Source organism: Streptomyces sp. SM11 (assembly GCF_002910905.1).
Classification (GTDB): domain Bacteria; phylum Actinomycetota; class Actinomycetes; order Streptomycetales; family Streptomycetaceae; genus Streptomyces.
On sequence record NZ_NEUE01000252.1, the window covers coordinates 47,004 to 67,725 of the forward strand.

22 protein-coding genes are annotated in these 20,722 nt (G+C 71.0%); 12 read left to right on the forward strand and 10 right to left on the reverse strand.

Annotated elements, in window-relative coordinates:
• Window positions 1-79: 79 nt before the first annotated feature.
• Entirely contained in the window at window positions 80-1,462 is a 1,383-nt protein-coding gene (locus tag B9S58_RS27215; RefSeq protein WP_103534712.1) for an aspartate aminotransferase family protein, read from the reverse strand.
• Window positions 1,463-1,620: 158 nt separating this feature from the next.
• Between B9S58_RS27215 and B9S58_RS27220 the strand changes: the two genes are divergently transcribed.
• Both B9S58_RS27220 and B9S58_RS27225 read left to right on the forward strand, forming a co-directional pair.
• Complete coding sequence (locus tag B9S58_RS27220) at window positions 1,621-2,238, forward strand: DJ-1/PfpI family protein (RefSeq protein WP_103534664.1); 618 nt, start codon at window positions 1,621-1,623, stop codon at window positions 2,236-2,238.
• Window positions 2,239-2,329: 91 nt separating this feature from the next.
• Window positions 2,330-2,800 (forward strand): MarR family winged helix-turn-helix transcriptional regulator, encoded by a 471-nt coding sequence (locus B9S58_RS27225; protein WP_258045099.1) that lies wholly within the window; start codon window positions 2,330-2,332, stop codon window positions 2,798-2,800.
• Window positions 2,801-2,846: 46 nt separating this feature from the next.
• On the opposite strand, the gene B9S58_RS38220 is transcribed toward B9S58_RS27225, so the two are convergent.
• Both B9S58_RS38220 and B9S58_RS38225 read right to left on the reverse strand, forming a co-directional pair.
• Window positions 2,847-3,431, reverse strand: a complete 585-nt coding sequence (locus B9S58_RS38220; RefSeq protein ID WP_181009477.1) for a TetR/AcrR family transcriptional regulator — start codon at window positions 3,429-3,431, stop codon at window positions 2,847-2,849.
• Window positions 3,428-3,817, reverse strand: a complete 390-nt coding sequence (locus B9S58_RS38225) for a hypothetical protein (RefSeq protein WP_181009478.1) — start codon at window positions 3,815-3,817, stop codon at window positions 3,428-3,430. Before B9S58_RS38225 ends, B9S58_RS38220 begins: the two co-directional genes overlap by 4 nt.
• A gap of 176 nt (window positions 3,818-3,993) precedes the next feature.
• Between B9S58_RS38225 and B9S58_RS27235 the strand changes: the two genes are divergently transcribed.
• The 6 genes from B9S58_RS27235 (at window position 3,994) to B9S58_RS27260 (ending at window position 11,237) form a co-directional block, all read left to right on the forward strand.
• Entirely contained in the window at window positions 3,994-5,778 is a 1,785-nt protein-coding gene (locus tag B9S58_RS27235) for a serine/threonine-protein kinase (RefSeq protein ID WP_103534667.1), read from the forward strand.
• A gap of 276 nt (window positions 5,779-6,054) precedes the next feature.
• The gene (locus B9S58_RS27240; protein WP_103534668.1) at window positions 6,055-7,008 is read left to right on the forward strand and encodes an aldo/keto reductase; all 954 of its coding nucleotides are present in this window, start codon (window positions 6,055-6,057) and stop codon (window positions 7,006-7,008) included.
• A 123-nt stretch (window positions 7,009-7,131) separates the two neighbouring features.
• A complete protein-coding gene (locus B9S58_RS27245) occupies window positions 7,132-8,382 on the forward strand; it encodes a serine hydrolase domain-containing protein (RefSeq protein ID WP_103534669.1) in 1,251 nt (416 codons plus the stop codon).
• Between the two features lie 285 nt (window positions 8,383-8,667).
• A complete protein-coding gene (locus B9S58_RS27250; RefSeq protein WP_103534670.1) occupies window positions 8,668-9,786 on the forward strand; it encodes a transposase in 1,119 nt (372 codons plus the stop codon).
• A gap of 123 nt (window positions 9,787-9,909) precedes the next feature.
• A complete protein-coding gene (locus B9S58_RS27255; RefSeq protein ID WP_103534671.1) occupies window positions 9,910-10,353 on the forward strand; it encodes a MarR family winged helix-turn-helix transcriptional regulator in 444 nt (147 codons plus the stop codon).
• 215 nt (window positions 10,354-10,568) lie between these two features.
• Window positions 10,569-11,237: a ScbR family autoregulator-binding transcription factor gene (locus tag B9S58_RS27260; RefSeq protein WP_103534672.1), complete on the forward strand. Its 669-nt coding sequence runs from the start codon at window positions 10,569-10,571 to the stop codon at window positions 11,235-11,237.
• A 261-nt stretch (window positions 11,238-11,498) separates the two neighbouring features.
• Here the strand turns inward: B9S58_RS27260 and B9S58_RS27265 are convergent, their stop codons facing one another.
• From B9S58_RS27265 to B9S58_RS27275, 3 genes are all read right to left on the reverse strand, one after another.
• On the reverse strand, window positions 11,499-11,918 hold the full coding sequence (locus B9S58_RS27265) for a multidrug efflux SMR transporter (protein ID WP_103534673.1): 420 nt from the start codon (window positions 11,916-11,918) through the stop codon (window positions 11,499-11,501).
• Window positions 11,919-12,041: 123 nt separating this feature from the next.
• A complete protein-coding gene (locus B9S58_RS27270; RefSeq protein ID WP_103534674.1) occupies window positions 12,042-12,362 on the reverse strand; it encodes a multidrug efflux SMR transporter in 321 nt (106 codons plus the stop codon).
• Window positions 12,363-12,414: 52 nt separating this feature from the next.
• The gene (locus B9S58_RS27275; RefSeq protein ID WP_103534675.1) at window positions 12,415-12,894 is read right to left on the reverse strand and encodes a nucleoside deaminase; all 480 of its coding nucleotides are present in this window, start codon (window positions 12,892-12,894) and stop codon (window positions 12,415-12,417) included.
• 308 nt (window positions 12,895-13,202) lie between these two features.
• Here B9S58_RS27275 and B9S58_RS27280 point away from each other — a divergent pair, with 308 nt between their 5' ends.
• Window positions 13,203-13,820: a GNAT family N-acetyltransferase gene (locus B9S58_RS27280; RefSeq protein ID WP_103534676.1), complete on the forward strand. Its 618-nt coding sequence runs from the start codon at window positions 13,203-13,205 to the stop codon at window positions 13,818-13,820.
• On the opposite strand, the gene B9S58_RS27285 is transcribed toward B9S58_RS27280, so the two are convergent.
• Complete coding sequence (locus tag B9S58_RS27285) at window positions 13,809-14,216, reverse strand: hypothetical protein (RefSeq protein WP_181009479.1); 408 nt, start codon at window positions 14,214-14,216, stop codon at window positions 13,809-13,811. The genes B9S58_RS27280 and B9S58_RS27285 overlap by 12 nt on opposite strands.
• 156 nt (window positions 14,217-14,372) lie before the next feature.
• On the opposite strand from B9S58_RS27285, the gene B9S58_RS27290 reads away from it, so the two are divergent.
• On the forward strand, window positions 14,373-15,209 hold the full coding sequence (locus tag B9S58_RS27290) for a helix-turn-helix transcriptional regulator (protein WP_103534677.1): 837 nt from the start codon (window positions 14,373-14,375) through the stop codon (window positions 15,207-15,209).
• The gene (locus B9S58_RS27295; protein WP_103534678.1) at window positions 15,206-15,442 is read left to right on the forward strand and encodes a DUF397 domain-containing protein; all 237 of its coding nucleotides are present in this window, start codon (window positions 15,206-15,208) and stop codon (window positions 15,440-15,442) included. Before B9S58_RS27290 ends, B9S58_RS27295 begins: the two co-directional genes overlap by 4 nt.
• A gap of 86 nt (window positions 15,443-15,528) precedes the next feature.
• Here the strand turns inward: B9S58_RS27295 and B9S58_RS27300 are convergent, their stop codons facing one another.
• Entirely contained in the window at window positions 15,529-15,909 is a 381-nt protein-coding gene (locus B9S58_RS27300; protein ID WP_103534679.1) for a hypothetical protein, read from the reverse strand.
• A gap of 139 nt (window positions 15,910-16,048) precedes the next feature.
• Here B9S58_RS27300 and B9S58_RS27305 point away from each other — a divergent pair, with 139 nt between their 5' ends.
• Entirely contained in the window at window positions 16,049-17,044 is a 996-nt protein-coding gene (locus B9S58_RS27305) for a winged helix-turn-helix domain-containing protein (RefSeq protein ID WP_103534680.1), read from the forward strand.
• A 270-nt stretch (window positions 17,045-17,314) separates the two neighbouring features.
• On the opposite strand, the gene B9S58_RS27310 is transcribed toward B9S58_RS27305, so the two are convergent.
• Entirely contained in the window at window positions 17,315-18,883 is a 1,569-nt protein-coding gene (locus B9S58_RS27310) for an RICIN domain-containing protein (RefSeq protein WP_103534681.1), read from the reverse strand.
• Between the two features lie 351 nt (window positions 18,884-19,234).
• Complete coding sequence (locus B9S58_RS27315) at window positions 19,235-20,701, reverse strand: PucR family transcriptional regulator (RefSeq protein ID WP_103534682.1); 1,467 nt, start codon at window positions 20,699-20,701, stop codon at window positions 19,235-19,237.
• Between the last annotated feature and the right edge of the window lie 21 nt (window positions 20,702-20,722).

A 20,722-nucleotide genomic window follows, 5' to 3' on the forward strand; every position in this document is an offset into this window, starting at 1 on the left:
CACGGCGGTGAGGCGTACGGGGTCGATCGCGTACGGAATCGGGTCATCCGGTTGCCCGGCGTACAGGCCGGGAGGGCCGTTACGCGCCCTGCACCGTGTACGCGTCGGCGACGGAGAGCGCGACGTCCAGGGCGGCGAGCCCTTCCCCGGCCTCGGCCTCGGAGACATTGCAGGCGGGGACGGCGTGGGTCCGGTTCATGTTGATGAACGGCCACAGCCCCTGCTTCTTCGCCGCCGCGCCGAACGCCGCCATCGGGGCGTTGGCCTCGCCCGAGGCGTTGTACGGGACGAGCGGCTCGCGGGTCTCCCGGTCGCGGACCAGCTCCAGCGCCCAGAACGCGCCGAGTCCGCGGACCTCGCCGACCGAGGGGTGGCGTTCGGCCAGTTCGCGCAGGCCGGGGCCGAGGACCGTCTCACCGATGCGGGCCGCGTGCTCGACGACCTTCTCCTCCTCCATCACGCCGATGGTGGCGACGGCGGCGGCGCAGGCCAGCGGGTGCCCGGAGTAGGTGAGGCCGCCGGGGTAGGGGCGGTTCTCGAAGGTGGCGGCGATCTCGGCGTTGATGGCGACGCCGCCGAGCGGTACGTAACCGGAGTTGACGCCCTTGGCGAAGGTCAAAAGGTCCGGCACGACGTCGAAGTGGTCGGCGGCGAACCAGGCGCCGGTGCGGCCGAATCCGGCCATCACCTCGTCGAGCACGAAGACGATCCCGTACCGGTCGCAGATCTCGCGGACACCGGCGAGGTAGCCCGGCGGCGGGGTCATGATGCCGGCCGTGCCCGGGATCGTCTCCAGGATGATCGCGGCGATGGTGGACGGACCCTCGAAGGCGAGGGTGTCCTCCAGGTGCTGGAGGGCGCGGGCGCACTCCTCTGCCTCGTTCGCCGCGTGGAACGGGGAGCGGTAGAGGAACGGGGCCCAGAAGCGGACGACGCCCGCCGAGCCGTTGTCGGAGGGCCAGCGGCGCGGGTCGCCGGTGAGGTTGATCGCGGTGGAGGTGGCGCCGTGGTACGAGCGGTAGGCGGAGAGCACCTTCGTACGGCCCGTGTGCAGCCGGGCCATGCGGATGGCGTTCTCGACGGCCTCGGCGCCGCCGTTGGTGAAGAAGATCTTGTCCAGGTCGCCGGGGGTGCGCTCGGCGATGAGACGTGCGGCCTCGGAGCGCGACTCGACGGCGAACGCGGGCGCGAAGGTGACGAGCTTGCCCGCCTGCTCCTGGATCGCGGCGATCACGGTGGGGTGCTGGTAGCCGATGTTGGTGTAGACGAGCCCGCTGGTGAAGTCGAGGTAGCGGTTGCCGTCGTAGTCCCAGAAACAGGACCCCTCGGCGCCGGCGACGGCGAGCGGGTCGATGAGGCCCTGGGCGGACCAGGAGTGGAACACGTGCGCGCGGTCCGCGGCCTTCACGGCCGCACCGGCCGCGGGGTCGGCGTACGGGGCATGAGGGGCATGAGGGGTCATGCGGCGAGCGTAGGCGCTGGTGGGGGCCGTCTCCATGGCCACCTTGTACGGCCTGGGGCGGATGGATCGGCAGGGTGTCGGGTCCGGGGCCGCGCGCGAAGCATTGACAGCACACTGTCGACATGACAGCCTTCTGTCATCTAGCCGAGGAGGTCATCATGACCAGCAGCAGAACCGGCGGAACCGGCAGGACCGTTCATCTCGCCGTGTACGACGCCTTCGCCGACTGGGAGACCGGGCACACCACCGCCCATCTCACACAGAACGGCTACACCGTGCGGACCGTGGGGCTCTCCCGGGAGCCGGTCACGACCATGGGCGGCCTGCGCGTCCGGCCCGACCTGCCCCTGGACGAACTGCGGGCGCAGGACAGCGCGTTGCTCATCCTGACCGGTGCTGCCGCGTGGGACACGGGGGACGGGCTGGCCCCGTTCGCGCGGGCGGCCCGGGGCTTCCTGGACGCGGGGGTGCCGGTCGCGGCGATCTGCGGGGCGACGGGCGGGCTGGCCCGGGAAGGGCTGCTGGACGGCCGGACGCACACGAGCGCGGTCTCCTTCTACCTCGCGGCGACGGGGTACGCGGGCGGCGCGCGGTACGTCGACGCGGACGCGGTCACCGACGACGGACTGATCACGGCCGGACCGACGGAGCCGGTGGCGTTCGCGCGGGAGGTTTTTGCGCTGCTCGGGGTGTACGGGCCGGAGAAGCTGGACGCGTGGTACCGGCTGTTCCACGACTCGGACGCGAGTGCGTACGAGGTGTTGCAGGGTGAGTGAGGGACGCGGTGATCGCGAGGCCACGAAGACCGTCCGGCGCGAGGGACGCGGTGATCGCGAGGCCGCGGAGGACGTCCGGGTTCAGCAGGACCTGCTGAGCAGGACGGCGTTGACCGTGTTCCGGCTGAACGGGCAGTTCCTCGGGGTGGCCGACGAGCTGGCGCGGCCGGGCGGCCTCACTGCGGCGTGGTGGCAGGTGCTGGGAGCGGTGCTGCCGGAGCCGCTGCCGGTGGCGGGGATCGCCCGGGCGATGGGGATCACCCGGCAGAGCGTGCAGCGGATCGCGGACCTGCTGGTCGAGCGGGGGCTCGCGGAGTACGCGGAGAACCCGGCCCACCGCCGCGCGAAGCTGTTGCGGCCGACGGGGGCGGGGCGGGACGCGGTGTCCCGGATCGACCCGTCCCACGCGGAGTTCGCCGCGCGGCTGGCGGGAGAGCTGGGGGCGGAGGGGCTGGCGGAGACGGTGCGCGTGCTGGAGCGGCTTTCGGGGGCGGTGGAGAACCTGACCGCAGCGGCCACCCCCGGTGCGGGGCCGGCCGATTCAAGCCGGTCCGGCGCTTGAGGACGGAGACCCGGCGGGCCGGCCACCCACCCCCGGCGCGCGAGCACTACGCCCGCTGACGTGCGACCAGGGCGGTGAGGCCTTCGATGAGGGGGGTGGGGTCGAGGTCCGGGTCGAGCGTCCGCTGGAGCAGGAAGCCGTCCATCGCCGCGGTGAGCGTCACCGCCGCGGCGAGTGGATGTGTGACTCCGCGCTCAGCGAACCAGTCGTGCAACCCCTGCCGGAGCTCGGCGAGAGAGGCGGCGATCTCGGTACGCAGCTGGTCGTCCCGGTTTGCCGCGACAAGGGTTTCGTACAGCAGGAGCAGTTCCGGGTCGTGCGAGTCACCGGAGCACAGTGAGCGGAGAATCGTTTCGACGGCCGATGACGGATCTTCTTGTGTCAGGGCGTCGCCGATCCGGTCGAGGAAGAACATCCGGATCCTGCCCACTGCGGCGATGCGCCGGAGTTCGCCGATGCTTCCCACGTGGTAATGGATCACGCCGGGGTTCACGCCCGCGCGTTCCGCGACCCGCCTGCTGGTCACACCGCCCCAGCCCACTTCCGGGATGAGGGAGGCCGCAGCCTCGATGATCTTCTCGCGTGTGCTCGCGCCGGAAGGAGAGGCGCTGTTCACACAGGTGTCGTTCACAGACGCATCCCCTGGATCGCGATCACTGCGCCCACGCCGGCCGAGGCCAGCGCGATGACTTCCAGCACCAGCAGTTGCACCGGAAGCCGGTCGGGCACGACCGGGAAGACCGCACCGAGGTCCGCCGCGAAGACCGCGGCATAACCCAGGCTCAGAACCAGGGCCGCCACGAACACCCAGTCCTGGCCCGCCATGGCGAACCCGGCCACCACGAAGCTGGCCAGCCCGAGGGACGTGAGGTAGGCGTTGAACCCGTTGTACTGCCAGCGGGGGAGCGGCGAGAAGTCCCTCGTGTCGACCAGCTTCCCCGGGACCATGGGGATCAGCAGGAGTGCCTCCCAGACCAGGAAAGCTCCGGTCAGCGTCGTCAACAGGGAATGTTCCATCAGGACCTCCGAGGTCGCAGTGGTTTGCCCGTATTGGACGATAGACCTGGACGGTCGTCCAAATCAAGCGGAACGGGCGTCGGCACATGCGGACTCCGGGCGGAGGGGGCCGGGGCGGGGCGGGCGTCGGGGCGCGGCGCTATCCTCGTGCGGGCCGCACGGGGAGGAAGCGCACCATGGACAAGCTCGGGCCCGACGACCCGCACCGCATCGGTGCGTACCGCCTTCTCGGCCGCCTCGGCGAGGGCGGCATGGGCCAGGTCTTCCTCGCCCGCTCCGACCGCGGCCGCACCGTCGCCCTCAAGCTCGTCCGCCGCGAGCTCGCCGAGCAGCCCGAGTTCCGCGCCCGTTTCCGCCAGGAGGTCCGCGCCGCGCACCGGGTGGGCGGCGCGTGGACCGCACCGTTGCTGGACTCCGACACCGAGGCCCCCGCCCCCTGGGTCGCCACCGGTTACGTCGCCGGGCCCTCCCTCCAGCGCATCGTCTCGGGCCGCCCCGGCGCCCCGGTCGCGGCCTCGGGGGCGTACGGGCCGCTGCCGTCGCGTTCCGTACGGTTCCTGGGGTCCGGGCTCGCCCACGCCCTCCAGCACATCCACGGAGCCGGGCTCATCCACCGGGACCTGAAGCCCTCCAACGTCCTGCTGACCATCGACGGCCCCCGGGTCATCGACTTCGGTATCGCGCGCGCCCTGGAGTCCGTGCCCGACGGCGACCTGACCCGTACCGGCGCCCTGGTCGGCTCACCCGGCTTCATGGCCCCGGAACAGGTCCGCGGCGAGCGCGTGACCACCGCGTGCGACGTGTTCTGCCTAGGCGCCGTCCTCGCGTACGCGGCGTCGGGCCGGCTGCCGTTCGGTACGGCGGAGAGCGGCGGGGTCCATGCCCTGATGTTCCGGATCGCCCAGGAGGACCCGGACCTGACCGGCGTTCCGGAGGAGCTGGCCGGCGTCCTCCGGGACTGTCTGGCGAAGGACCCGGCGGACCGCCCCGGCACCGGCGAGATCCTGGCCCGTCTGGGCGACGCGGAGACGGAAGAACCCTGGCTGCCCGGCACTCTCATCGCCCGACTCGGCCGCCACGCCGTGGAATTGCTCGACGCTGAGGACCCGGAGGACCCGCGGTCCCTGCATGCCCCACAAGACCCGCGGGCCCCGCGGAGCGCGCCCGCCGCCCAACACAGCCCCATACCGCCGGTCCCCGCCCCGATTTCGCCGGCGGCCCCGGTCACCCCGGCCGCCGAAACGGAGACCGCCCCGCCGCCCCACCCGTACGCACAGCACCACCCGTACTCGCCGCCCCACCCGCCCTACAGTCGCACCGCCGAACAGCCGCTCCCCCCGGCTCACTTCGCGCCCACGCCGACCCCGCCCGCCCGGGAGCGCCGCTCCGTCGGGGCCACCGCCGCGCTCATCGCCGTCGCCGTGGTCGTGGCGATCGGGGCGGGCGGATCGGTGTACGCGTTCATGAACGACGACGGCACGAGGAAGACCGCCTCTCCCGGCCCGTCGGGCTCCGGGGACTCCGATGACTCCGGCGACTCCGGGGACTCCGATGACTCCGGCGGCTCCGGCGGCTCCGGCGACGGGCAGCAGGGCGGCGAGGGAGCCGTCCCCGAGGACCTCCTGGGGACCTGGTCCGGCTCCATACCCGGCGAACAGGGCCCGTCCTCCAGGACATTGACCATCCGACAGGGGGACGTGGGCGACCAGGTCCTCGTCCTCATCGCCGAAGGCCCCCTCGCCTCCGGTTCCACGTACCACTGCGAGTTCACCGCCCCCCTCTCCGGCCGCCCCGCCGGGGACGGCCCGGTCCGCATCGGCCCCTCCACGGTGTCCGTCGGCCGCCCGGCCTCCTCCTGCGCGCCCGGGAAGCCCACCGAGCTGACCCTGCTCCCGGACGGCAGCCTGCGCCGGTCCGCGGCCGGGACCGGCGAGAGCCTGATCTACACCAGGTCCGACTGATCCGACTGATCCGAACGATCCGAACGATCGGACGGCCGCCCCTCCTCCGGGGCCGCCGCCCCGCTCCCCCGCTCCCCGGCATCCCGGCATCCCGGCGTACCGGACGGGACGGCTTCGGCTCCCTGACCGTGCGCCATGAAGGACAGGCTCCGGGCGTGGTGAACATGCCGAAGTCGTCCGAGGTCGGCAAGTAGCAACGGGTTCCTGGGCTTCGACGTCCCGGGCTGCTGCCATGAAGTGGTCGCTTTCCGCTGTGGAGAAGGGAGTTCCCGCAGGATGCGGACCACAACACTGGGCAGGGACGGGCCGGTCGTCGGCCGGCTGGGGCTGGGGGCCATGGGCCTCTCGTACCGTTGCGCCCCAGGCCTGGAGGACAGGACCAAGGCCGTATCGCTGGTCCAGGAGGCGGTGGACCTCGGGGTCAATCTCGTCGAGACGGCCGGTGCCTACGCGGCCGGCGACAACGAGCGGCTGATCGGTGAGGCCATCCGCGGGCGCCGGGACGAGGTCGTGCTGTGCACCGGCGGCGGACTGCTCGGTGACGCGGACGGTGTGCTGCGGCCCGCGGGCGGTCCGCAGGCGCTGAGGGACGCGGTCGACGAGAGTCTGCGACGGCTGCACGTGGACCACATCGACCTCTATCTGCTGCGCCGCGTCGATCCCGGCGTGCCACTGGAGGAGAGCTGGGGTGCGCTGGCCGAGCAGGTCTGGGCGGGAAAGATCCGCATGCTGGGGCTGCCCGTCGTCACCGAACAGGAGGCCCGCGAAGCCGAAGCCGTGCACGAGGCGGCGGCGATGGCCGCCGAGGTGTCGCTGTTCACGCGCTGCGGTCTCGACGATGTCGTGCCGTACGCGGTGGGGCGCCGGATCGCACTGCTGGCGGGCGCCCCGCTCAGCCGCGGGCTGCTGACCGGTGCGTTGTCCAGCTCCGACGACCTGATGCCGGACGACTGGCGGCGCACCCGGCCCCGCTTCGCTCCGCGCGCCATCCGGCACAGCTTCGCTCTCACACGGGCCGTCGCCCAGGTGGCCGCCCGGCACGAGGCCACACCCGCGCAGGTCGCCCTGGCATGGCTGCTCCGGCTCGGCGATCACGTGGTGCCGCTGCCCGGCACCAGGGCTTCGTACCACCTCGCGGAGAACCTCGGCGGCGACCGGATTCGCCTGACCGAACAGGACCTGACCGACCTGGAGTTCCTCCCCTGTCCGGCGGGCGCCCCCGAGATGTGAGCCGGTCCGGCTCCCACCGCACCACACGCCACACGCCACGCACCGCATCACGCACACCGCACACCGCACACCGCACACCGCACACCGCTGCAACTGACTCTCCAACTCTTCTGGAGTTCTGACATGACGACCTCTCTGGTACGGCAGGTCCTCCCCCGGCCACGGCCACGGCCGCGGGCGGCGACGGCCGATGTGCACGGAATCACCGCGCCCGGATTCGCCTCCGTGCGTCACTCCTTCGAACGGGCCTGCGGAGAAGCGGGCCCGCCCGGCTCCCAGGGAGCCGCGCTGGCGGTCGTACAGGACGGTGAACTGGTCGTCGACCTGTGGCACGGCACCGCCGATCCGGTCACCGGGGCACGGTGGACCGGCGACACCCTGGAGCCGCTGCTGACGGGTTCCCACGGAATCCTGGCCACGGCGGTCCTGCTGCTCGCCGACATGGGCGCGCTCGAACTGGACCGGCCCGTCGCCGACTACTGGCCGGAGTTCGCGGTCCGCGGCAAGGGCGCGGTGACGCTGCGGGACGTGCTCACGTTCACCGCCCGCCTCCCCGGCATGGCGGCCGAACTCGACCAGCGGGACATCGAGAACCCGCGCACGATGGCCGCGCTGCTCGAACTGCACAGCCTGGAGGAGGACCCCCGGGCCGGTGGCGTGCTGCACGGGCCGTGGACCGCCGGGTGGATCGCCGCCGAGGTGATCCGCCGGGTCGACGGGCGCGATCTCGATCTGTTCTTCCTGGAGGAGATCGCGGGCCCGCTGGGTCTCGACGTCCACTTCGGCCTCGTACCCGACCAACTGCCGCAGGCAGCCCGTATCTCGTACGACGCGGACTTCCGCGCCTGTTTCGCGGCACTGGACAGCGGGGCGGACGACGGCGGGGCCGGTCTCTTCGGGCGGGTGTGGAACAACCCGTCCCCGTTCCCCGCGGAGTCCGGGGTGTGGAGCGAGAGCCGGCGGCGCTACGCGATCATCCCCTCGCTGGGGGCGTACGCGTCCGCCCGCGGCCTCGCCCGGCTCCAGGGCGTCCTGGCCGCGGATGCCGTACGGGCCCCGGGCGAGGAGCCGCTGCTGTTGTCACGCCGCACGCTCGACCGGGCTCGGAGCTTCTGGGTCGAGGGCCTGGATCCGCTGCTCGGCGGGATCAGCGCGTACGGCGAGGGCGGCCTCCAGCTCGTCGACGAGTGCCTCCACCCGGCCGTCCGCTCCGGCGCGTTCGGCCACCAGGGTCCCGGCGGAATCGCTTACCAGGCCTGGCCGCGGGTCCGGGCCGGGGCAGCCTGGGTCCGCAGCCGGCTGACGGCGGGCCTGAACGCGCGGGTCCTGGACGAGGTGGCGGGCGCGGTGGCGCGGGCGCTGCGGACCGCCTGAGCCACACCGTCCTGCGGACCGCCCGAGCCACACGCCCTACGGACCGCCCGAGCACAGTCGAGGCCGGGATGGGCCGGGATGGACCGGGACCCGACTTCAGGCAGGTTCCGCCCCGCGCCCCGTCAAACCCGCTCGGCCCTCCCTGCCCGCCCTGCCTTCGCCGCCCGTTCCTGCATGCGCCTTCTCCTTGGGCCTCGGCCAGTAGTCGCGCCCCGAAAGAAAAATAACGAACATTCTCTATGTTTGCTAGTCTGCTCAGCGACGCTTGCCTGGGAGGGACCCGCAGTGACGACGACGTACGAGATGCCCGACATGGCGACGACCCGGCCGCCGGGCGATCTGTCCCGGCTTCTGTTCGGCCACTTACACCGCTCCGACCAGCAGCGTTGGGGCCATGTGTACCTGCAAGGACTCCTGCGGACACACGGGAAGAAGACCGTGCGCCGGATGGCGGCCGTGGTGACCGGCTCGGAGGCGGCGTCGGCGTCGCTGCACCAATTCGTCAGCGCCAGCCCCTGGGAGTGGGCCCCGGCCCGCGGCGAGCTGGCCCGCTGGGCCGCCCGGTCGCTGCCGGTGCGGGCCTGGACCCTGGCACCGGCGGTGCTGCCCAAGCGCGGCAACTGCTCGGCCGGGGTGCACCGGCGCTTCCTGCCGGATGCCGGGCGCACGGTCAACTGCCAGCTGGGCCTCGGCCTGTTCCTGGACGCCGGGCGGACGCACGTGCCTGTCGACTGGCGGCTCTTCCTGCCTCCCCGGTTCACCCGCGACGAGGCGGTACGCGACCGGGCGAAGATCCCCGCGACGACCACGGCCCAGCCACTGTGGGAGCACGCCCTGTGCCTGGTACGGGAGATGACGTCATGGTCGAACGGGCGGACGGCGCCCGTGGTGGCCGACCTGACATCCCTGTGCGACGTCGCGCCACTGGCGCAGCGGCTGCACGGCAGCGGGCACGCCTTCGTCCTCGCCATCCCGGGCCAGACCGCTCTCGCGGGTCCTGAACTGCCGCCCGGTGACAGGGAGTCCGCGCGCGGCCTGCTGCTGCGCCGGGGCGTACGGCACCCGGCGGGACCGGGCCGGCAGGTCGTCTCGTGCGACACGCCGGTGCACGGGCTGCGCCCGGACGGCGAGCGCGGTCACGGGGCGGGCCGGCTGATGGCCGAGTGGGACACGGCCGGCGGACGCCCGGGCCGGATCTGGCTGACGAACATCACCGACCGCCGCCCGGCCGAACTGCTGGAGCTGACCCGCTCACTCCAGGGCGCACAGGACGCGACCCGTCGCATGGGCGAGGACTTCGGCCTCCTCGACTTCGAGGGCCGCTCCTTCCCCGGCTGGCACCGGCACATGACGCTCGTCTCGGCCGCCTACGCCTGTAGCGCCCTGGAGGGCATGACGCACTGACCCATTGCTTGCCTATACAAATATATAGCAGCCGGAGCCCTCTTCGCGGGCATCCGCACTCCCCAGATGATTGCATGGGCATGTATCTTGTTGTTCATCGCAGTCGAGAAGGGGAGCCGTTCCATGACGATCCAGGAGCAGCCACGCGCCGCCTCCGATCAGGCCATGTGGGAGGCCGTCCTCGGCCTGCACGCCTTCGTGGAGCGTCAGCTCGCGCACGCCCTGCAGCGCCGCTACGGCGTCGGCCTGTCCGAGTACCGGGCCCTGGAGGCTCTCACCCAGGCGGAGAAGGGTGAATGCCGCATGCAGGAGCTCGCAGACCACATCGGCCTGGGCCAGAGCTCGGTCACCCGCCTGGTGGGACGCCTGGACAGCGCCGGCTACGCCTACAAGGACAACTGCGCCGACGACAAGCGCGGCGTCTTCGCCGTCATCACCGACGAAGGCCGCAAGCACTATCAGGATGCCCGCGCCACGTACGCCGACGTCCTCAGCTCGGCCCTCAACACCGCGAGCGCCGACGACCAGCTCGCCCGGGCGGTGCAAGCGCTGCGCAGCGCGGCCTGACACCTTCACCCCGAAGCCTGCACACCTGCCACTGGCGCACCCGCCACTGGTGCACCGGCGACTGGTGCACCGGCGACTGCACAGCGGTGCGCGCATGCGGCTCCGCGCACCGACTCAAAAAGAACGATCCCTCTGTTTTCCTGAGCCAAGAGAGCGTGGCATTTCAATCTACTCAGGTAACGTAAGGAGCGTTCTTTTTTGAGAAGGTGAGAGGTATGGCGCAACTGAAGCAAGAACGGGCGGAACAGACCCGCCGCGTTCTCCTGCACGCAGCCGCAGAGGTCTTTGACGAGTTCGGTTATGCGGGGGCCAGCATCACCCGCATCTTCAAGCGTGCCGGCGTGACGGCAGGGGCGCTCTACTTCCACTTCGGCTCGAAGGAGGACCTGGCCAAGGCGGTGATGAACAGCCAGCCGGAGACCCTCGTCCCGCTGCTTGACGCCAGCGGTCTGCAGCGGCTCATCGACCTCACCCTCGTGTGGTCGTGGCAGCTCCAGCGCGACCCGCTGCTCCGGGCCGGCGTACGGCTGACGAACGAGCAGGCCGCCATGGGCAGCTCCCTGAACGCCGACCCGTACGAGAACTTCCGCGAGATCATGACCGGGTGTCTGCACGAGGCGCGGGACGAGGGTGAACTGCAGCCGGGCATCGATCCGACCGTGGTCGCGGAGTTCGTGGTCGCCGCCTGTACGGGGATGCAGATGTACTCCAACGTCGTCAGCGGCCGCAAGGACCTTCCCGAGCGCACGCGGCAGATGTGGAATCTTCTCCTCCCGGGCATCGCGGTCCCGTCGGTGATCATCCGCGCCGACGCGACCCCCGCCCGCGGCGTCGCACTGACGCCCGGACGGCCCGAACAGCCCAAGCCGCCCAACTCGCCCTGACCGAACAGCTCGGCCTGACCGAACAACTCGCCCAGCTCGCCCGACTGTCCTGCCCGCCCCGCCCAGGCCCTCTTCGTCGACGACGCCACCCGGGCCGCCGACGTGTCCCGCGGCCGCGGCACCGCCTTCGCCGACCGCCCCTCCGACCCCTCCGGCTTCGTCCACAGACCCCAGGCACCTGCTGCCCTTGTCGGAAGGGCAGCAGGTGCCTGGGGCGTACTGTCGTAGGGAAGGACGGTCCGGAAGGACATCGGAAGGACGTCAGACCCCAACCGCGCTGGGACGGTCCGCGAGCTGCCCGGACTCCTGGGTCCCGACGGCCGCGGCCGCGGGCTTCGTACGGTCGGCGAGCTTGAGCCAGATGACCCCGACGATGATGACCGCCAGCCAGATGCCCTTGGCCGGGGTGAGGTTCTCGTCGAAGAAGAGCGGGCCGAGAACCGCGGCGCCGACCGCGCCGATACCCGCCCAGACGGCATAGCCGATGCTCACGTCGATCGTGCGGAGGGCGAGGCTCAGTGCGTAGAGCGTCAGCAGGAAGAACACCACCGCGACCAGGGACCAGGTCAGGACGGTGAAGCCCTCGCTGCCGCCGACGGCGAGCGCGTACCCGATCTCGAAACCTCCGGCGAGGAGGAGCGAGAGCCAGGCGTTGGTGGAGCTCTTGGCTGCGTTGGACATGGGAGGTGAGTCCTCTCTCAGAAGCGTCGTCAGGGGTGTCGCCAGGGGTGTCGTCAGGAGTGTCGCCAGGGGTTTCGGCGGAGGGGGTGCGCTGCGTGCGAGGCCGGGAGACGTGCTCCGGGCTCAGGCGGAACCGCTCAGTTGCAGGCCGACGACGCCGCCGATGACGAGGAGGATGCCGATCGCCTTGTTCACGTTCAGACGCTGGCCGAAGAACAGAGCGCCGAGGACGGTGATACCGACGCCCGCGACCGAGGTCCACAGGGCGTAGCCGACGCCGACGTCGAAGGTCAGCAGCGCCTTGCTGAGGAAGAAGGTCGCGGCGGCCCCGCTGGCCAGGGTGATGCCGGTCCACTTGCGGTTCTTGAATCCCTCGGCCTTTCCGGCGGCGATGGCGACCAAGACCTCGAAGGCGACGGCGATGGCGAGGTAGAGCCAGTGCATGGCAAGTCCTTCCGTGTGGTGGAACGAGAGGGAGTAAGGAGGAATCAGAGCGTCATCGCGCGGCTCGGCTCAGGGCGAGGAAGTCCCGGAACGGCCGTTCGGCTTCAGGGAGTTGGAGCGCCGTGACCTTGATGGGCCAGTCCGCCGGGTCCTCGGCGAAGAGGGTGTACGTGCTCGTGTAGTCGAAGCCGTACCGGGCGGCGGTCCCGCGGTCGGCGGCGTGCGCGATGTGGCCGATGCCGGCGTACCGCGCTGTCAGGTAGCACAGGGCGCAGGGTTCACCGGAGGCGATCAGGGTGGCCCCCGCCACGGAGCGGATCCCGTGCTTGGCGGTGGCCTCCCGGAGGGCGACGACCTCGGCGTGGGCGGTCGGGTCGCTGTCCTCGCGGACCCGGTTGAAGCCGGTCCCCAGGATCCGTCCGCCGCCCACGACCACGCCGGAGAAGGGGATGCCACCCTGCGCGACGTGCTCACCGCTGAGCCGGATCGCTTCGTGGGCGTAGCCCATAAGTTCGCTTTCGTGTGTACCCATCAGCGGTTCGTCTCCCGAGTTACCTCGTACCATTCATTTGCCTGCACATGCAAGAAAATGTTTCCCGCAAGGCGCCGCCGAAAGCTTGGCTCGCAGAATTAATCTTGCATGTGCATCTAAAAACTGTCAAGTGTGTGCGGGCACCCGGGCGTCCCGGCAGGGTGGCAGAAGTTGACGGATGACCAGAAGGTTGCACGATCATGCACTTTAGTGTCAAGCCCGCCTGCCGCCAAGGAGGCGGAGACCGGCGGCGGGAAACCGAGGGGGAAGCCCTTGCGGGAGCGCTCCCGCACCTGAAGGATCTCCGCATGACTCCTCCCCCGCCCGTGTTGCGCCCGTACCGCCCCGAGGACCGCGAGGCCCTCTTCGACATCTGCGTACGCACCGGGCACGCGGGCGAGGACGCTCGCCACCTCTACCCGGACCCCGACCTGCTGCCGAACATCTTCGCGGCGCCCTACGCCGTCCTCGAACCCGGCCTGGCCTTCGTGGTGGAGGACGGCGGGCGCGCGGTCGGCTACATCCTCGGTACGGCGGACACCGCGTCCTTCGTCGACCGCTACCGCGCCGAATGGCTCCCCGGCCTCGCCGAGTGCCACCCGTCCCCCGTACGGGAACCGGCCACCCTCGCCGAGGCGATGACCGCCCTGATGCACGACCCGGAGCGCATGCTCCTGCCGGAGCTGGCCGACTATCCGGCCCACCTGCACATCGACCTCCTCCCGAGCCACCAGCGGTCGGGCCACGGGCGGCGGCTGATGGAGGCCTTCCTCGGAGCCCTGCGCGAACAGGACGTCAAGGCCGTCCACTTGAGCATGCTCACCGCCAACACCCGGGCCCGCGCCTTCTACGACCGCGTCGGCTTCCACGAGATCCCGGTTCCGGACCCCGGGCCCGTGACGTACCTGGGCCGCTCAACGCAGTAACGCGCAAGCCGCGTTGAAAAGGATCAGCGTGTGCACGAACCGTCCGGCGCGCGTAGGCGGGTACCGCCACATCAACGGCCAGGTATCGCCTCCGAGCGCCGGGACGGGTACGTAACTGATCCGGCCCGTCGCCGCGTTGAAGGTCGTCACCTCACGCGGCCACGGCCGCCCGGCCGTCGACCCCGCCGGGACGAGGAAGTACACCCCGCGCCGCCCGTTCGACTCGGTGACGACGGGCCCCGGTTCGCCGCCGACCAACTCCTCCATCAGATCGGCCAGCCGCCGCCCGTCGTCGCCGTCCACACGGACGGCGTCGAATTGCACGCCCGCCTTGCGGAGATGAAATCCGGAGCCCGGAATCCACTCGGCCCTCAGTCCACCATTAAGTGCGTTCACGGGACGATTGTGACCCCGATCACCTAGCGTTCTCCCTACCTGCCGAGGTGCGTCGCACAGCCGTTGACCTGCGCGAACTTCGCTGTAGTGGAGTTGAGTTCAGCGGCTGGGAGTAGTGACCGGTTGAGTTCGGTTGAGTCGGAAAGAGATCGCGTGATGGCGAGTGCTGAGAACAAGGAATCCGCTAGCCCGACGGCGCGCATGGTGGCCGAAGTGGCACGCACGATGCGTGTCCAGCGAGGGTGGACACAGGAACAGGAGGGCCAGGAGCTCGGCTGTTCGGCGGCGGCGGTGAGCGCCATGGAGACCTGCGCCCAGCCCGCGAGCGACGCGATGCTGGTCGAGCTGGCACGGGTCCTGGGCAACGGGACCGGCATCTTCATGACAGCCCGGCGGTACATGCGGATGGAGCGGCTGCCGGAGCAGTTCCAGGACTACGCGCTGCTGGAGCAGGCGGCGCTCAGCCTCCAGCTGTTCGCCTCGAACGTCATCCACGGGCTCTTCCAGACGGAGGCCTACGCGCGGGCGCTGATCGGTGGCGGATACCCGCCGCTCTCCGACGAGCGCGTGGAAGAGCTGGTGCAACTGCGGATGGAGCGCACGGCCCTCTTCGGCCGCGACCCGCTCCCGATGATCGAGATCATCATCGACGAGTCCGTCCTGCACCGGGTCATCGGCGGGGAGGAGGTCATGCGGGAGCAGTTGCTGCATCTCGTGGAGTGCGCGCGCCGCCGCAATGTCACACTGCTGGTGCTGCCCCTGGACGCCGGTAAGTACGGGGAGTATGACGGTGGTCGCGGCTCGATGAGCCTGCTGGAGACCCCGGCGCACGAGCATCTCGTCTATCTGGAGCCGCAGGACGAGAGCCTGCTGATCAGCGACCCCGCAAAGGTGAGCATCTACGCTCAGCGCTATGCGAAGATCCGGTCACAGGCCCTGGGTCCTCGTGAATCGCTGGACCTCATCAAGCGGTTGGCAGGAGTAGTGGAATGAGCAGCACCCTCCGATGGTTCACGTCGAGCTACAGCAGCGAAAGCGGCGGCGAGTGCATCGAGGTCGCCTTCGACTGGCACAAGTCCTCGTACAGCAGCGGCAGCGGCGGCGAGTGCATCGAGGTGGCCACCTGCCCCCACGCCGTCCACGTCCGCGACTCCAAGGTCCCCGACGGGCCCGCCTTCGCCGTCGCCCCCGACGCCTGGTCGGCGTTCCTTGGCTGGACGGGCTGATCCGCGCATCGCCATGAGCCACGACCCCGTAGGCCTCCTGGCGTGATCACCACGCCAGGAGGCCACTCACGGAAGGTACGACTCCGTCACTTGGTGAGCTTCACGGTGTTGATCGGCGTGAAGTCGTAGTCGTAGTACGTGCCGGCCCGCTGGCTCACCGTGCAGTTGGTGCCGTTGGACCCCTTGCACAGGTACGCCTTGGCGCCGCCGGTCTGGTTGTTGAAGAACCGCTTCTTGCCGAACTGGTTGTAGATCTTGTGGGTCCCGTACTTGTAGAACTTGAGGCTCGGCTTGCCGCCGTTCCAGCTCGCGTTCGGGTACACACAGGCGTAGCCGGACGGGCAGCCGTAGATCGTGCCCGCCGCCTCCGCCGCGTTGGCCGATCCGCCCAACGTGAGTACGGCGCCGGTGGCGAGCGCGGTGGCCGCCATCGCTGTCCTGGTGATGGTGCTCCGAATCTGACGCATGCGCGTTTTCCCCCTTCTGGTCGGTCTTGCGGTCGTTCATCGCTCGTTTAGGAGCTGCTCCGATGATGGGGAGGCCAGTGAAGACGGGTCCAAGAGTTTTCGGCACAGGGAAAACGGATACGTTCATTCCGGGGGATATATGGCACTCCGTATCCATTTCACGCCAGACGACCTGACGCGCATCACGGTGGCCCCGAGCCCTGACCCCATGTGGGAACTGGTCAACAGCCTGCATGTGCTGCAAGCCCGGCAGACCGCCTCCGCCTACGCGCCGTGGCTGCGGCACGTACGGGAGCGGCTCGCCAGGAGCGACCTCAGAGGTCCGATCCGGCTCCTCACCACACTGGTTCCGGCCCGGGGGAACTTCCCGGACTTCCTCACCCCTCCGTCCCACAGGGGCGGGATGGAGGGCTCCCGTGACCTCATGCTGGCCACACCCGTGGACCGCCTCCGTGCCGAGCTCGCCGCATGCTGCCGGCAGCCCACGCCGTCCGCATGGCTCCGGCAGCTCGCGGACGGCGACCGCACGGCCCGGCAGGAGCTGGACGGCGCCGTCGTCACGTACTTCCGTGAACTCCTGGCCCCACACATACACCTCATCGACGATGTGGTGCACACCGACCGCGCGCACCACAGCCGGACCGTGCTGGAAGGGGGAGCCGAACGGTTGCTGAGCACTCTGTCGCCCTCGATCCGCTGGGAACCGCCGACGCTGGTCGCCGACTATCCGCGAAGCGGCGACCTCCACCTGCGCGGGCGCGGTATCTCCCTCGTCCCGTCCTTCTTCTGCACGGGGCGCCCCGTCACCCTCATCGACCCCGACCTCCCGCCGGTCCTGGTCTACCCGGCGAGCCGCCCCTCCGGCTGCGCGGACACGCTCGACGGCCTGGCCGAACTGCTGGGGCGGACCCGGGCCATGGCGTTGCACGCGCTGGCCTCACCGTGCTCGACGGGCGAACTGGCCCTGCGGATCGGTGTGTCGATCGGGACCGCGAGCAAGCACGCGTCGGTGCTGCGCAACACGCGGCTCATCACCAGTACGCGCAGGGGCAGCGAAGTGGTGCACGCCCTGACCCCGCTCGGGTGCGAGGTGGCGCAGGGGCGGCGGCACGGCTCGTGGTGCTGCGGTGATTGACGGGCGGCCGCCGCGACCGCACTCCGACGACGGCTCCTGGTGCTGTGCCCGGGAACGTTCGCCGGGGTCAGCTCGATCAGTCCGGTCGTGCTGCTCACGGACAGTCCCTGCGTGATGTCGCAGGTGTGCAGCAGGATTTCGGCGTCGCCCGTCGCCGCGAACCCTTCGGGGTCGCTCGCCCGTCGCCGGCCCTCTCGGACCGGCGACGGGCGGATGAGGGCCACCGCGCGGCCCGGGTGGGGGCGGTGGCTTTGGGTCCGTCGTGTCCGTCTAGGGGAGGACGGCCCAGCGCTGGGTCTTGTCGGTGCTGCTCGCCTGACTGACGGTGGTCTCGGCGCCCGCCTGGCTGCTCGTGGTGGTGAGGACGCGGCCGGTCGCCTGGCAGGTGAAGGTCAGGGTGCCGCTGTCGTTCTGGGTGAGCGTCCACTTCTGCTTCGGGTCCGCGGGGTCGATCGTCTGGGCGCCGATCGAGTTGTACTGCCCGTAGGACGTGAGGGCCCTCGGGGTGGGGCAGCCGTCGGTGATCCGCACCGTGCCGTCCGCGTTGGCGTCCAGCTTCCAGCGCTGCTCAGGGACGGAGGTGTCGTAAGAGCGCAGGTCCGTCCTGCTGGTGCTTCCCACCCAGCACGGGTCCGCTCGCTGCAGTGCGAGGTTGTTGCCGTTGGTCAGGCCGTGGTACTTGCCGTCGCCGACGACCGTCACGGCGTAGTGGACGGTGTGCTGGGCTGTCTTGTCGAGCGCCGTGCCGGTGGTGGCGAGCGGCGGGTTGGCGGCGGGGCGGACGTTCTTGTAGTACTCGGCGAAGGTGGCCGGGGTGTTGGCGGTCAACGCCTTGATGGTGCCCTGCCATCCGCCGTCGACCTCCCGCCAGAGGTCGAGCAGCGAACCGGCCACGTTTCCGGGTACCTGGTCCCCGGTGTCCCAGCCGCCGCCGTAGACGTACTCGCTGCTGCTCCCGTTCGCCCAGACGTAGCGGTTGTCGCCCAGCAGGTAGGAGGCGGTGGCGTTGGCGAAGCCCTCGACCCACGCGCAGGGCCGGGAGCTGGCCTGCCAGATGATGTTCGGGTAGCAGACGCTGTTGGGCGGCATGGCGCCGTTGTAGAGACGGTGCATCAGGAAGTGGCCGCCCTCGTGCAGGACGACGTGCTCGGAGTCGGGGTCGGCGTCGGGGAGGTAGACGGTGTTGTCGAGGCCGTAGCGCGGCCCGTCGGTCGAGCCGGGGTACCACTTGACGGTGAGCTCGGTGCAGGCCCAGTTGTCCGGCTCGTGAGCGCTCCAGCAATCGCTGACCGGGTTCTCGCGGCCCCACCACAGCAGGTTGAGGGTGTCGAAGGCGTGCCAGGCCCGCGAGGTCTGCGTCGAGGGCTTCAGGTCACCGACGGAGGTGCTCGCGGAGATGTTCTGCTGCACCGGCGAGTCCATGGTGTACGTGGTGCCGTCGGCGTCCGCGACTTTCCACAGCCGGGTGCTCTCGGCGTCGAACCGCACCCACATGCTGCTCATCGTGGTCGTGGTGACGGGGGTGTGGCAGAGGTTGAAGGAGCCGTCGTAGACCGAGGTGTAGTCCCAGGTCGTGCTGTTGAGCCGGCGCTCGGGGTCGGTGGCCTTCTCACGGCCCCACAGCTGGATGTTGGCGTTGCGGACGGGCTTGGTCCGGGTGGGCTTGGACGGGCCCTCCTCGGCGGCCTGGTAGTCGTAGAGGAGCTTGCCGCTCAGGCAGATCGGGTTCGCGGCGGCGGCGGGGGTGGCCGCGAGCGGGACGGCCGCCACGGCGGAGAGGAGTGTGGTACCGAGCGTGGCGATGCGGGTCAGGCGTGTGCGCAGGGATGTGGCCAACACGGTCCTCTCATAGGGCCTCGTCGCCGCTGCCCGGTGCGAATTCCCGGCATACACGGCGACGCGGCGGGGCGAGGCGCCGGAAAGCAGACCGACGCCGCCTCTCACCGGTGATCGTTCCGGCGAGCATGCCCATGGTCGGGGGTGCGGTCCGTCTCCTGGGAGAGGCGCGCGGGAGCATATGCACGGCGCACGGGCACGTCCGTTCCCTCCCTCCGCGCGGCCCACCTGTCAGCTCGGGGCATCGGACGCGGACGCGATGGTCACGGCGGGATCCACTCACGCCCAGTGCACACTGTTCGACCAGTCCTCCACCGCCCTCGAACCCGGTGAACCTCCCCGGTCACAGCACAACTAGCCCGCCGCCAGGTCCCGGGACCGCAGCGCGAGCCACAGGTCGTAGCGGGCGCTCGGGGGCCGGAGCAGCGAGCGCTGGAGGACCGTTTCGAGCCGGGTGAGGCGTTTGCGGGCGCCGGGCACGCTGATGCCCAGCTCGGCGGCGGCGGGCCCGAGGCGGCCCTCGCAGCGCAGCCAGGTGCGGAGCGTCTCCTCGGATCCGAGCACGGGGGCCAGTTGCTGGTCGGCCCAGTGCCGTACGGCAGGGCGGCGCAGGATGGCGTCGAGACCCCGCGCCGCCTCTCGCGTACCGGATCCGGTGGGGGCGTACGGGGCGTACGGTGCGGACTCGGCGGTGCACACCGGGGCGGGGGTGGCGCGGACGCGCAGCGCCAGGTCGAGCGCGGCCTGGTCGGCCAGCCGGTGCAGGTCGAGGCCGAGCAGTTCGCCGATGAGCTTCAGCCGGGCGGCCAGGGTGTTGCGGTGGACCTTGAGGTGGTCGGTCGCGTGCGACGAGAACGCCAGCCAGGAGGCGGCCGTGGCCGCCAGCTCCTGGCTCCCGGGGTCCTGCGCGCGGCGCGGCACATGGGTCAGGAGCGGGGTCAGCAGCTCGTTCGCCCACCGCCGGCCGGCCGGTCCGACGACGAACGCGGGATCCGGCGAGACCCCGAACCGGGCGTGCCGGGTGGGCAGTTCGCGGGCGACGGCCAGGGCGTGGAAGGCCTGGCGGTAGCCCGTCGCGGTGTCGGCCAGCGGCACGGGATCGCTGACTCCCACGACGCAGTCGCCCACCCTGGCGGCGACGGCCTCGTCGGTCGTGACGGCCTCCCGGCCCTGCTCCTGCGCGGGCATCACCAGGATGAGGTGGCGGGCGTACACGGGGCACCGCACGATCCAGGACCGGCCGCCGTCCTCGTCCGCGCAGACCAGGGCCGCCTCCTCGCGCCCGTCACCGGAGCACTCCACGACACACACCCGTACCGGATCGGGAAGCCGGGGGCGCAGCGCACCCGCGACCTGCTGGGCGATGGAGAGCTGGCCCGTCATCAGCAGGTGCAGCACCGCCTCGCGCCCCCGGGAATCGGCGAGGTCCACCCGGCGGCGCTTGCGCTCCAGCGTCTCGGCCTGCCGGCACAGGGCCAGCGGCAGGACCACGTCGGCCAGCAGCGTGGCGAGCCCGGCGGCCACCGGCCGGGGGGAGACGACGATGAGCAACGGGGCGGCGTGGTCGTCGGCGCTCAGGGGGAACAACAGGGCGGTGTGCGCGCCGGTGTCGAGGGAGTACGCCCGCGCCCCGCGCTCCGCCAGGGCGTTCACGCTCTCGGCGACCAGTCCCGCGACGTCGGGGGCCACCGCCCGCGTCGTACGGGCCGCCGCGTGCAGCACCGTACCGTCCGGCCCGACGAGCCCGGCCCAGCCCTCCGCCCGCCCGGCCAGCCAGCGCAGCAGCTCCGCCGTTCCGCCGGTGCGGGCCAGCCGGTGCATCCGCAGAAGGTCATCCGCACG

Bases quoted from the DNA above. Each gene is read 5' to 3' on its own strand.
- B9S58_RS27260 (WP_103534672.1), top strand. From the start codon at position 10,569: ATGGCGCAACTGAAGCAAGAACGGGCGGAACAGACCCGCCGCGTTCTC.
- B9S58_RS27235 (WP_103534667.1), top strand. From the start codon at position 3,994: ATGGACAAGCTCGGGCCCGACGACCCGCACCGCATCGGTGCGTACCGC.
- B9S58_RS38225 (WP_181009478.1), bottom strand. From the start codon at position 3,817: ATGGAACATTCCCTGTTGACGACGCTGACCGGAGCTTTCCTGGTCTGG.
- B9S58_RS27255 (WP_103534671.1), top strand. From the start codon at position 9,910: ATGACGATCCAGGAGCAGCCACGCGCCGCCTCCGATCAGGCCATGTGG.
- B9S58_RS27265 (WP_103534673.1), bottom strand. From the start codon at position 11,918: ATGTCCAACGCAGCCAAGAGCTCCACCAACGCCTGGCTCTCGCTCCTC.
- B9S58_RS27245 (WP_103534669.1), top strand. From the start codon at position 7,132: ATGACGACCTCTCTGGTACGGCAGGTCCTCCCCCGGCCACGGCCACGG.
- B9S58_RS27295 (WP_103534678.1), top strand. From the start codon at position 15,206: ATGAGCAGCACCCTCCGATGGTTCACGTCGAGCTACAGCAGCGAAAGC.
- B9S58_RS27275 (WP_103534675.1), bottom strand. From the start codon at position 12,894: ATGGGTACACACGAAAGCGAACTTATGGGCTACGCCCACGAAGCGATC.
- B9S58_RS27220 (WP_103534664.1), top strand. From the start codon at position 1,621: ATGACCAGCAGCAGAACCGGCGGAACCGGCAGGACCGTTCATCTCGCC.
- B9S58_RS27315 (WP_103534682.1), bottom strand. From the start codon at position 20,701: ATGCACCGGCTGGCCCGCACCGGCGGAACGGCGGAGCTGCTGCGCTGG.
- B9S58_RS27270 (WP_103534674.1), bottom strand. From the start codon at position 12,362: ATGCACTGGCTCTACCTCGCCATCGCCGTCGCCTTCGAGGTCTTGGTC.
- B9S58_RS27215 (WP_103534712.1), bottom strand. From the start codon at position 1,462: ATGACCCCTCATGCCCCTCATGCCCCGTACGCCGACCCCGCGGCCGGT.
- B9S58_RS27305 (WP_103534680.1), top strand. From the start codon at position 16,049: ATGGCACTCCGTATCCATTTCACGCCAGACGACCTGACGCGCATCACG.
- B9S58_RS27290 (WP_103534677.1), top strand. From the start codon at position 14,373: ATGGCGAGTGCTGAGAACAAGGAATCCGCTAGCCCGACGGCGCGCATG.
- B9S58_RS27240 (WP_103534668.1), top strand. From the start codon at position 6,055: ATGCGGACCACAACACTGGGCAGGGACGGGCCGGTCGTCGGCCGGCTG.
- B9S58_RS27280 (WP_103534676.1), top strand. From the start codon at position 13,203: ATGACTCCTCCCCCGCCCGTGTTGCGCCCGTACCGCCCCGAGGACCGC.
- B9S58_RS27300 (WP_103534679.1), bottom strand. From the start codon at position 15,909: ATGCGTCAGATTCGGAGCACCATCACCAGGACAGCGATGGCGGCCACC.